This window comes from Patescibacteria group bacterium, from assembly GCA_041671645.1.
In the GTDB taxonomy this organism is placed as follows: Bacteria; Patescibacteriota; UBA1384; order XYA2-FULL-43-10; family 1-14-0-10-43-13; genus JBAZBD01.
Genome location: JBAZBD010000001.1, coordinates 39,677 through 50,479, shown reverse-complemented (window position 1 = coordinate 50,479; position 10,803 = coordinate 39,677). Strand labels below are relative to the sequence as shown.

The following is a 10,803-nucleotide window of genomic DNA, read 5'->3' as shown; positions in this document are numbered from 1 at the left end:
TGATTAAGATTTGATTAGAAATTAAAAATTAGTAATTAAAAATTGTAACTACTTTCCCCAATACCCCGCCAAGATTGAAAGATCCTGAACGTTAATGGCATGGCCGACTTCACCGGTCAAATTGGCCAGTGGCTCCTCTGGATTGATCTGCGACCAGTAGGCGGCGAAAATCGAAAGGTCCTGGACGTCGACGGCGTTATTGCCGTCGATATCGCCAGGTTTGTGAATCTCGATCACTATCGATTTTGTATCGACCAGAGTACCGCCCGCGTCCTTGTATTCTAAGGTGTAATTATTGGTCCCGTAAGCCAGATCGGTAAAATTAATATTCCAACTTCTAGATCCGAGCCCACCGTCGCTTAGGGGGCTGTTGTTCAGATAAGCGATAGTGTCGCTTCTTTTCCCGCCAGAAACTTTTTGGGCGTTAGTATAAGTTTTGAGGGTGAAGTTGGCCGTGTCGTCACTTTCACTATCGGCGTGGGTAGTGAACCAACTATCATACAAGTTCATAAAATTATAGGCGCTATCGAAAACATGCGGAGTATAGCGATAGAGCGAAGCTGTGGCTTCGTTCATAAATGTGACATCGTATTGTCCGTCTACCCCGGTCATCGTCTGGCCGACCTGAAAATCGGTTCCTTTACCTTGTGAGCGTCCATAATTGTAACGCAATTGCCAAGCCGCCCATTCGACTTGGAAAGTAAAGCCGAAATAATGACTGGAGCAACTGCTCGAATCGGGGCAGCCGTAGCCCATGGCGATCGTTAGGGCGTCATCGTTGCGTTCAGTTCGAGTGATCAAGCTTTGTTCCTTTTGCAGCATCACAAGCAGTACTTTGGGGCTCACGGTGCCGGTGCTTTCGTTGACCGTGACATTCTTATATGTTTCACCTAGATAAGTGCTGTAATCCTCGCCATCTCTGGCGGCAGTATTTTTCTTGCCTCGAGCCGCCTCATAAATAATTTGTGCAGCGCTCTTGCCACCCTCAGAAAATTCTTTTAGATAAGAGGCCTTAGTATTGAGGAAGGCTTGAATTTCGTCCTGGGTCATCGATCCGATATCGATAAAGTCCCTGTTGGAGATCAGATTGTTGTAGGATTTATTATTTACAAAATCAGTGCTGTTGATTTCAGCATGAACTTTTTGCATTGCCGCGAGCGTCAGAGAAAACACGGATACGCAGAGAATAGCAGACACAAATTTTCTGTCCCAATTTGACAATATCATCAAACTAATTTTATCATAGCTTCATACAACTTTTAAGCCCTTGCCTGGGGGCATTTGCTTTTTATGAGGCAATTACCCCACCAAAAAAAATATAAATAATAAGGTATAATAAATCTATGAAGAAAGTTACTCTACCAAACATCCTATCAGGCCTCGTCCTAGCCATCTTTTTTTTCCTGCCTTTCGAACGAATCCCGACTTTCGACGTTGGAGGGTTCACGGTCAAGATCAGCTATCTCTTGGCTATCGCTTTCCTTTCCTGCTGGCTTTTTGGCCTCCTCTTTCGCAAGGATAAATTTGTCAAATTCAGAGGGTCTGAGGTTATCCTGGTCGGATTATTCATCTCAGACTTGATCTCTTTCATGCTTGCACCGACCAAACGCGGACTAATTTTCACCTTGCTCTGGCTGTTTATGTTTTTGATTTATTTCTCCTTTTCTCGCGTTATCGCCAAGATTAGCTTTGAGAAAATTGAAAAATTCCTAATTGCCGCTGCTATTTTCATTTCTATTTTCGGTCTTGTACAATTCCTGGGAGACACTTTTGACGCCCCGACAACATTTACTGGCTTGCTACAACGCTATACCAAGGAAGTTTTTGGCTTTGCCCGAATTCAATCTGTCGCTTTGGAGCCGTTATATTTTGCAAACTTTCTAATCATCCCGATCCTTATATCTCTGAGAAAATATATCTTTGGAGCTAAGTTTTTCAATTCAACTTTTTGGCTGATCGTACTATTCTTGGTGAACTTTCTGCTCACAATGTCACGAGGCGCTTTCTTGGGCATGGGCGTGGCTCTACTGATCTTCCTGATTTATATAATCTGTAATAAGACTATCGCCAATCGTTTTGCCAAGATCGGCGGCGGCATTGTCGCATTCATCTTATCTCTCGGCATCTGTTTTGGTCTGATTTGGCTCAATCAAATGGTTAGAGACATCAAGAACCCACCAAAGGACGGCCAAAAAGTTCAGCTAACTTCAAGTTTTTTACAGCAGACGACCAACGTTGTCCCGAGCCAGAGGTCGGACTACTCGACTTTCGAACGGCTTGGATTTTATGGCTCGGCCATAGATTCATTTAAGAAAAAGCCAATTTTTGGCGCCGGTCCAGCCAGCTTCGGCTATCTTTACACTCCGGCTGCACAGCTTGCAAACGGCCAGTATCTGATAGTTAACAACGAATATTTGGAATTGTTAGCTGAGAACGGTGCTGTCGGACTCACTCTCTTCCTTCTTTTCTTGGTCTTCTTGGCGATCGAAATTCGGAAGGCGACCCGATCACTTCCGCTCGCTCAAAAATCTACGGTGATTGCGCTCTCTCTCGGCATGCTGGCGGTCCTGATCCAATATAATTTCTTCTCTACTTTGTATGTAATTTCGTTTTGGGTCTTCTTGGCTTGGCTAAATTCATATCAATTCAAACAAAATGAAAAATAAATTAAATTTGAGGTCGTTTTCCTTTGCTGCCTATTCTCTTGTACTAATTTTTTTGCCGGCCTATATTTTTCGCTTTACCTTGATCGGCTCGATCAGGACCAATCCGCTTGAACTTTTGATTCTCATTTTCTTCTTCTTGGTTTTGATTTTGAAATTATCACAGAAGAAGAGCTGGAACTGGGGCTCTCCCTGGGCTTATCTGGTAGTTTTTGCCGCTGTCTTGAGCTTAATCGCCAACGGAACAAGCACTGTCTCTCTCGGAATCGCCAAGGGCTGGATTGTAATCCCTATAATGTTTTATCTCTCTATCATCAATCTCTTCGGCCAGGACCGTGAAGGCTTCATCAAATCATTGCGTCTTCTCTTCGTCCCACTCTTCCTGATTTCTCTCTGGGCTATCTTGCAAAGACTAGGGCTGATTGCGCCGATGCTTTATCAAAGCACCGATTCTTCTTTCGCCCAATATATTAGTGAGCAAAGATTCTTTGGTCCTTTCGAATCGCCAAATTATCTGACGATGTTCATCGTTCCTGTCCTGCTTCTCGCCGCTGTCTCTGTCAATTGGAGAAAATTCAATTTTCTTCTTTTCGTTCAAATAGTTTCAATCCTCATCGCAATAACTGCGCTTGTCTTGAGTAAATCCAGCGGAGGGCTGATTGCTTTGTTCTCTGGCCTTGTGGTTGTCTCGTTTAGCTTCATTAGAGGAAAGTTTCTGAAGTGGACGGCCCTTGGCGTCATATCTGCAATAGCAATTTTCTTCCTGACACAAATTGCGGACAGTTTGCTGACAACTCAGACTGTGCGTACCGAAATTTATCGCTACAGTTTTCAACTGATCAATTCAGATTATTTGTTTGGCATTGGCATGGGGGACTTCCAGGACAAGGTGGCGGTCGTGGCCCTCAACAATCCCAGCTTCACACAGTTTGGCCTCCCATACGCAATTCACCCGCACAATCTCTTCCTCGCTTTCTGGCTCAATTTGGGATTAGTTGGCATCATTGCACTTTTCGGCCTCATCATCAGCTTCTTCGTAAATACCTGGAGGGCATCGGTCGGCAATACCAAATATTTTGTGGCCGCCGCTATGTCCGCGATCCTGATCCATGGCTTATTTGACACGACCTATTTCAAGAACGATCTCTCGGTCATCTTCTGGCTCGTTTTCGCCTCAGCATTTTTGCTTGGGAAGGGAAGCCAAAACAATGAAAAAAGCTCTTAATATTTTTCTTGCTTTTCTAATCATCCTCTTGCCCTTCCAGCAGTTACTCTCTTTTTATTTTGACTCAATTAATATTGATTCCGGGGTCTCCTTCTGGGCACTTCATTTCTATGAGCCAATCATTTTGATAATTGCTCTTATCGCGCTTGTCCGCTTTTCGATCCTCCCCAAGGCAAAAGCTAATTTGTATAGGCAATTGCCGATTCTGGCGATTCTTATCCTTGGCGCTTTCTCTATCTTTTTCTTCTCACCAAGCTGGGGCCAGGGGATTGAGGGATTCCGATTTACCCTCATGCCACTCGTTTTACTCTTTGGACTATCCAATCTGGGCGATCTTATTGACATCAAAAAAATGACCAAGGTTTATCTTGGCACCGCTCTGGCCGTGGCGATTTGGGCGATACTGGAGAGGTTTCTCCCTGCTGACTATTGGCGAATAATCATCCCCGGGGTCGAGAACGGATATGGCTCATTCCTAGTCAGCTTCGACATGGATTTGCAGCGGAGCGCCTCCTTCTTGCTTGGCGCGATCCAGCTCGGCTCATACCTTTTGCCGGCTTTCTTCATCTGCATCAACAATATTTTCAAGGGCAGTGCCAAGAAATTATCGATCTCGTTGGCGATCGTATTATTCCTAGGCGTCTTCCTCTCCTTTTCTCGAGCGGCGCTGATAGGGCTGATAGTTTCACTCTTTGTCTTCATCTTCATCAAGTCAAATTTGAGGGTCAAGAAAATAATTTCAATTATCGGTCTCGCTGTCGTGGCGTTGGCTGTGGCTCTCTGGTTCTGGCCGAACGCCACGGTCTCGCAATTCATGACTCATGGCCAATCACAGGCCGGCCACAATTTCGCTCTCCAGAGTTCAATTGATGAAGTGACGCACAGGCTAGCAGAGCCGGCGATTTTGATCTTTGGCAATGGACTTGGCACAGCTGGGCCAATTGCCATCAAATACGGAGGTATAATTTCCGAATCTTGGTATATCCAACTTTTGCTTGAGATTGGTGCCATCGGCTTGGCTCTTTGGCTCTATATCTCTTACCTCGTCTCTACTGCCCTTATTCGTGCCAAAGAGCTGGGACTTTTCTTCTCACTGTTGGCCGTGTCGATCACCGCCATATTTCTTCATACTTTTGCAGATAATCCAGCTTTGAGCTACTCTTTGTTTATCCTGATCGGAGTCGCTTTGGCCAATGTAAAAAAGGAAACAGATGAAAAAAATTCTAATTGACGGCAGATTTATTGGTATAGGCTCTTCACTTACTATCTACACCCTTGAGATTTTGAGCCGAGTCTTGGAATTGGATAAGGAAAATGAGTATACACTATTAATCCGTCCGCAGGGCCTAGAGAAATTGAAGGCCTACCCAACATTCGGAAAATCATCTAACTTTCAAACCAAGATTCTGGACGTCCCCCATTATTCCATGGCGGAGCAGACCAAACTCCTAACTTTTCTGAATCATAAAAAGTATGATCTCGTGCACTTTACCCAGTTCAATCACCCGGTCATGTATCGGGGCAATTATGTCGTCACGATCCATGACTTGACCCAATTCACCGAATTCTTCCAAGCTAATCCGATCAAGCAATTCGCCTTCAAGAAGGTAATGCAATCAGCGGCTCGAGACTCAGCCAAGATAATTTCTGTCTCAGAAACAACCAAACAGGACATTGTCAAAAGATTCAGCGTCAAACCAGAGAAGATAGCGGTCACTCATCTCGGTTTCGATTTGAAATATAACGAATCGGTCAAAGGTCAGACCTCGAAGGTCAAAGATTTTAAGGAGAAATTTGGCATCACCGGCGATTATTTTCTCTATGCCGGAATGTGGAAAAAACACAAAAATCTCGTACGCCTAATCCAGGCCTATGAGAAGTTTGTCGTTGATTGTCATTCTCGGGCAGGCGAAGCCATGACCCGGGAATCTAGTAATTTTGTTCAACTAGTCCTAATGGGCAAACCCGATCCTGCAGAGCCAGAGGTAATGGAAGAAATTAAAAGAGTCCGAGAATACCTAAATTCCAAATTCCAAATTCCAAATTCCATTATTACTACTGGTTTCTTGCCAGAGAAGTCCGAGGAGCAGGTGATTGGTTTCGCTGGCGCGATGGCTTATATCATTCCTTCGCTCTATGAAGGTTTCGGCCTCCCTCCGCTCCAAGCTATGGCTTGCGGCACGCCAGTACTCTCATCCAACGTTTCCTGTATGCCAGAAATTCTAGGCGATGCTCCACTGTATTTCGATCCATACGATATCGAAGATATGGCCAAGGCGATGGCACGAGTCTCCACCGGCGAGAAGCTCAGGGGAGAGCTCTCAACCAAAGGCCTGAAACAAGCGGCCAAATACAATTGGTCCGACACGGCAGAGAAAACTCTCGACGTCTATAAAAGTGCTCTAAAATAAATAAAGTCCTCTTAAAACGCAGAAGCGCCCCGATAAAATTATCGGGGCGCAACGGTTTAAAGTACATTGGACAAGCCCAGATGGGCTGTCCTAAGCTCCCCAGAGGGAGTTTCTAAAAAATATTATCGGACCATTCCTAGCCCCTCTATGACTTCCACGTGGAAGTCGGTGTGGACTGATTGTCCATCCTTGCTTAAGGTCACCCGAACGGTGCCTTCGCCTGTTCCGGACATAAGTCCTTCAATAAAGTCGTTCCCTACCATCAACGGCGGGGAGACCTGGGTGATCTCATTAAAGATCACGATTTCTTGCTGAGCACCTTCCCAGCCTGGTTTCGACGCTTTAATATCGTAGCGATTGCCAGGCAGCACATACAATGTGTTATTGGTTAGGGTAAGCGTTTTAAGCGTGCCGTCATAGTAATGCCATTTGATGGCGACGGTCATCGGCTGGTCTACAACCACGTCTTCGACACGTAATTGGAGACTAAAATCCTTTTGCGTATTGTCGCTAAGGACAATGCTAACTTTTGCTGTGAAGTCGCCACTCTCCTTTACTGTAAAGACGGGGAGGAGGCCGTTATAGCCCCAGTAGTAGTCTTCATAGGTTGTGGGGACTTCCGCGCCGATGTTGTTGACGACGACCACCTTTACCTCTTTATATAGAGGTGCGGTGGGGTCTACTGTACCGTCGCCAGGTCCACCGCGGTGATCCGTTCGATCAATCTCAACTGTCAATTTTTGGCCGACTTTGGCCAAGAATTTGTCACCGCTACGTTGTAGCGTGTAGCTACTTGCCTGTGTTGAGACGCTGTTTGCGGAACTATACGGGGTGTAGCCTCGTAAGACTGGATTCCAAGCAAGTGGCGCTGGCGGGATTGGTCTGGAGCCAGCTTTAACGGTCAACTCTCGAAGCAATACAGGGCTACCGGAGATGGCAAGTTGAGCCGAGATGATGTAATCACCGGCCATCAACTTCCACGATTTTCCACCGTTTCCGGTGATTTCGAAACCAGCCTTCTTAACTGACCAGACAATATCCACCCCACCGCGTTTGATTGCGGGGGCTAATACGTCAAATGAGAGCTCGTCGCTCTCAAAAACACTCTCTCCAACTTCGACGGTCTGCCACGCAGCACCGTCGTAACGCTCAACAGTGATGCTGAGGTTATTTTTGATTGGGGTCGATATGGAAGAATTTCCATTACAGCCACTCATTAGCAGAGCGGCAAAAAGGGCCAGAGTGGCCAGAACGATTGAACGCATGTTCGCGTCCTCCTTTTCAGAATATATTGAGGCACGTTGCCTCGTTGTCAATTTGCAGTCAGCCGGCATGTAAGATTTACCAGCGTAACTAGTTATTATAGCACATATACTGCTACTTTGTCAATGGTATGGAGAGTAAATTGAGCTCAATTCAGCCTTATCAGAGCTTTGAGGTCGATTATCGGGGTCTGACTGTCTTATGGGGCTCAGGCGATAGGAAACGCTTTTATTCACGCCGTTAAGGGCGCCATTTCCTTCTCGGGGCGTCAGTTATTGAACTTTGGACCCCCTTGTGTTAAATTACACAGGAATAACCTTATATAAAACTAACTGTGGGAGTCTTATGAGTATGGAGACAATTGCGTTCACGATCGCGCTCTGCGCTGCAGGCATCTCAATTATTTACGGTCTTTTCTTGGCCTTATCGGTCAACAAGAAAGACCCAGGCAACAAGAAGATGGTCGACATCGCCAAGGCGATCGAGACTGGTGCTATGGCCTTCTTGAATCGCCAATACTCAACTGTCGGCATGGTCGCCGCTGTCTTATTTGTAATTTTGCTCTACGCACTCGGCTGGAAAATCGCTCTCGGCTTTATGGTCGGCGCAGTCTTCTCAGCACTGGCTGGCTATATCGGCATGAATGTTTCAGTTCGCGGCAATGTCCGCACAGCTGAAGCTTCACGCAAGGGCCTGGCCGCTGGTATGGACGTTGCTTTCAAGTCCGGCACTGTGACTGGTTTGCTCGTCGTCGGCCTTGGTCTCTTGGCTGTTGCTGGATTTTACGCAATTTTCCATGATCTCGAAGCTCTGATCGGCCTCGGATTTGGTGGATCATTGATCTCAATCTTCGCTCGTCTCGGCGGCGGTATCTTCACCAAGGCTGCTGACGTGGGAGCTGATTTGGTCGGCAAAGTCGAAGCTGGAATTCCAGAAGATGATCCACGCAATCCTGCTGTGATCGCTGACAATGTTGGTGATAACGTCGGCGACTGTGCTGGTATGGCAGCTGACTTATTTGAAACCTATTCTGTCACTGCAGTTGCCGCAATGTTGCTTGGCCACCTTTTCTTCGCTAGTTTCGGTAACGCTATTCTATATCCGCTCATGCTTGGCGCCGCTTCGATCGTAACTTCGATCGTCGGTAGCTGGTTTGTCAGATTGCCAAAGAAATCCAAGAATGTCATGGGCACTCTCTATATCGGTCTAGCTGTCGCTGGCCTCTTGGCCGCAGTTGCATTCTACTTCATCACCGCCTGGATGATGAAAGACAACGGTCAATATTCGGTCATGAGCATTTATTACACTTCTCTGATCGGTCTCGGCGTCACTGCCGCAATGTGTTTGATCACTGAGTATTTCACTTCCAAATCTTTCAACCCAGTCCAGTCAATTGCTGAGAGCTCAGTCACCGGTCATGGTACCAATATTATCACCGGTCTGGCTGTCTCAATGCGTTCTACTGCCGCTCCAGTCCTCGTGATCGCTGCCGCAATTCTAGGCGCTTACTCTCTTGCTGGTATCTACGGTATCGCAATCGCTGCCATGTCCATGCTCTCGATGGCCGGTATTATCGTTGCTATCGACGCTTTTGGCCCAGTCGTAGACAACGCTGGTGGAATTGCTGAAATGGCCGAATTGCCATCAGATGTTCGTGTCCACACTGACGAGCTTGACTCTGTCGGCAACACGACCAAAGCCGTGACCAAAGGTTATGCTATCGCTTCTGCCGGATTGGCCGCTATGGTACTATTCGCTGATTATACTGAGAAATTGTCTGCTGGTGGCAAAGTCATCGCCTTCGACCTCAAAGATCCGTATGTTCTGGTTGGCTTGATTATTGGTGGATTACTTCCATATTACTTCGGCTCTCTCGCCATGCAGGCGGTCGGTAAGGCTGCTGGCGCTGTCGTCGAAGAAGTTCGAAGACAATTCCGCGAGATCAAGGGGATCATGGAGGGCAAAGCCAAACCTGATTACGGTCGCGCAGTCGATATTGTGACCAAAGCCGCTATTCGCGAGATGATTTTGCCAGCCGTAATTACGGTAGCCGCACCTATTTTGGTTGGTTTCCTTTTGGGTCCTGTCGCTCTTGGCGGATTCCTGATCGGTACCATCATCACAGGACTCTTCATCGCTATCTCGATGACTTCTGGCGGTGGCGCTTGGGACAACTCGAAGAAATACATTGAAGACGGAAACTTTGGTGGCAAAGGTTCAATTGCACACGCTGCTGCTGTCACTGGCGATACCGTTGGCGATCCATACAAGGATACTGCTGGCCCGGCCATCAACCCTGTGATCAAAGTCGTAAATATTATCGCTATGCTTATCGCCGGCACTCTGGTCAAATATGAATTGACCAACATGGTCAAAATCATCATTGTCGGTGCTCTCGTCCTCGGCGTTGCCGCCTGGATGATCTTCGCCCCAAGGATGACCGCTAAAAAGGCTAAATAGCTAAAATCGGAGGCTCTATGGTTGACTCAGAAACAGATGTTCCTGGAGTAGACATTGGAGATGGAGACGATCTTCATGCAGGCATGAAGGACCCGAAAATCAGTGGTTCCGTGGTCCTGCCTGACGCCGATGCGCCTTCGCAAGAGATCCCAGAAAATTATGATGGAGGCCAGAATCTTCTTTTCAAGACGATTAGAGAAAATAGCGATAATCCAACTTCGGATCGGACAGACGCGCAAGTGGCTGCTTCTATCGCGGCAGGGCTCTTCGGCGAGTTAAGAGCCGAAAACTCACTCCGATTTATTACTTCGTTCGGCTCATCAGCACATAAAGAAGATGCCCCTGGTCTCAGCGCTGTTGAAAAATGTAAACTAAGCGATCGATATACAGCGTTAAGTGATTCCGAGAAAACATTGGTTGATATTGCTCTCGGATTGATTGATCGCTATGACATTCCATACTCAATGACTTATCAGGCCGTTGGCAAGGAAATTACTAAAAATGGTGTTTTTGAAAAATAATGTTTGTGTTTAATATGATAAGAAAAGAAAAAAACACAACTGAACACGAATATTCTCTAGACAGATTCGAGGGCGACAAGGCAGTCCTTCTTGATGAAAATGACGAAGAGTTAATCCTGCCCAAGAAGTTATTATCAAAAGAGATCGTCGAAGGCAAGATAGTGGTGCTGACGATTTCTGACAACGAAGTCAAACAAATCGAGAAGGAAAAACAGGCCAAAGATATTTTGAACGAGATACTCGATATCAAAGAATAAGTT

At 46.4% G+C, this 10,803-nt stretch carries 9 protein-coding genes; 7 read left to right on the top strand and 2 right to left on the bottom strand.

The window, feature by feature from the left end:
- Positions 1-48 precede the first annotated feature (48 nt).
- Entirely contained in the window at positions 49-1,149 is a 1,101-nt protein-coding gene (locus WC227_00245) for a hypothetical protein (GenBank protein MFA6963135.1), read from the bottom strand.
- Between the two features lie 194 nt (positions 1,150-1,343).
- Between WC227_00245 and WC227_00240 the strand changes: the two genes are divergently transcribed.
- From WC227_00240 to WC227_00225, 4 genes are read left to right on the top strand one after another with little or no spacing between them, the layout of a single operon-like run.
- Positions 1,344-2,666 carry an O-antigen ligase family protein gene (locus tag WC227_00240; GenBank protein MFA6963134.1) on the top strand — a complete coding sequence of 441 codons (1,323 nt, stop codon included), beginning with the start codon at positions 1,344-1,346 and terminating at the stop codon, positions 2,664-2,666.
- Positions 2,656-3,888, top strand: a complete 1,233-nt coding sequence (locus WC227_00235) for an O-antigen ligase family protein (protein MFA6963133.1) — start codon at positions 2,656-2,658, stop codon at positions 3,886-3,888. The genes WC227_00240 and WC227_00235 overlap by 11 nt, the downstream gene beginning before the upstream one ends.
- A complete protein-coding gene (locus WC227_00230; protein ID MFA6963132.1) occupies positions 3,872-5,119 on the top strand; it encodes a hypothetical protein in 1,248 nt (415 codons plus the stop codon). The genes WC227_00235 and WC227_00230 overlap by 17 nt, the downstream gene beginning before the upstream one ends.
- Positions 5,100-6,299 (top strand): glycosyltransferase family 1 protein, encoded by a 1,200-nt coding sequence (locus tag WC227_00225; GenBank protein ID MFA6963131.1) that lies wholly within the window; start codon positions 5,100-5,102, stop codon positions 6,297-6,299. Before WC227_00230 ends, WC227_00225 begins: the two co-directional genes overlap by 20 nt.
- Before the next feature lie 122 nt (positions 6,300-6,421).
- On the opposite strand, the gene WC227_00220 is transcribed toward WC227_00225, so the two are convergent.
- On the bottom strand, positions 6,422-7,564 hold the full coding sequence (locus WC227_00220) for a hypothetical protein (GenBank protein ID MFA6963130.1): 1,143 nt from the start codon (positions 7,562-7,564) through the stop codon (positions 6,422-6,424).
- A 349-nt stretch (positions 7,565-7,913) separates the two neighbouring features.
- On the opposite strand from WC227_00220, the gene WC227_00215 reads away from it, so the two are divergent.
- From WC227_00215 to WC227_00205, 3 genes are read left to right on the top strand one after another with little or no spacing between them, the layout of a single operon-like run.
- Positions 7,914-10,022: a sodium-translocating pyrophosphatase gene (locus WC227_00215; GenBank protein ID MFA6963129.1), complete on the top strand. Its 2,109-nt coding sequence runs from the start codon at positions 7,914-7,916 to the stop codon at positions 10,020-10,022.
- A gap of 17 nt (positions 10,023-10,039) precedes the next feature.
- Positions 10,040-10,543 carry a hypothetical protein gene (locus WC227_00210; GenBank protein ID MFA6963128.1) on the top strand — a complete coding sequence of 168 codons (504 nt, stop codon included), beginning with the start codon at positions 10,040-10,042 and terminating at the stop codon, positions 10,541-10,543.
- A gap of 14 nt (positions 10,544-10,557) precedes the next feature.
- Positions 10,558-10,800: a DUF3006 domain-containing protein gene (locus WC227_00205; GenBank protein MFA6963127.1), complete on the top strand. Its 243-nt coding sequence runs from the start codon at positions 10,558-10,560 to the stop codon at positions 10,798-10,800.
- Positions 10,801-10,803: the final 3 nt, after the last annotated feature.

Coding starts and splice junctions, on each gene's coding strand:
- WC227_00220 (MFA6963130.1), bottom strand. CDS start 7,564: ATGCGTTCAATCGTTCTGGCCACTCTGGCCCTTTTTGCCGCTCTGCTA.
- WC227_00215 (MFA6963129.1), top strand. CDS start 7,914: ATGGAGACAATTGCGTTCACGATCGCGCTCTGCGCTGCAGGCATCTCA.
- WC227_00210 (MFA6963128.1), top strand. CDS start 10,040: ATGGTTGACTCAGAAACAGATGTTCCTGGAGTAGACATTGGAGATGGA.
- WC227_00230 (MFA6963132.1), top strand. CDS start 3,872: ATGAAAAAAGCTCTTAATATTTTTCTTGCTTTTCTAATCATCCTCTTG.
- WC227_00225 (MFA6963131.1), top strand. CDS start 5,100: ATGAAAAAAATTCTAATTGACGGCAGATTTATTGGTATAGGCTCTTCA.
- WC227_00205 (MFA6963127.1), top strand. CDS start 10,558: ATGATAAGAAAAGAAAAAAACACAACTGAACACGAATATTCTCTAGAC.
- WC227_00235 (MFA6963133.1), top strand. CDS start 2,656: ATGAAAAATAAATTAAATTTGAGGTCGTTTTCCTTTGCTGCCTATTCT.
- WC227_00240 (MFA6963134.1), top strand. CDS start 1,344: ATGAAGAAAGTTACTCTACCAAACATCCTATCAGGCCTCGTCCTAGCC.
- WC227_00245 (MFA6963135.1), bottom strand. CDS start 1,149: ATGCAAAAAGTTCATGCTGAAATCAACAGCACTGATTTTGTAAATAAT.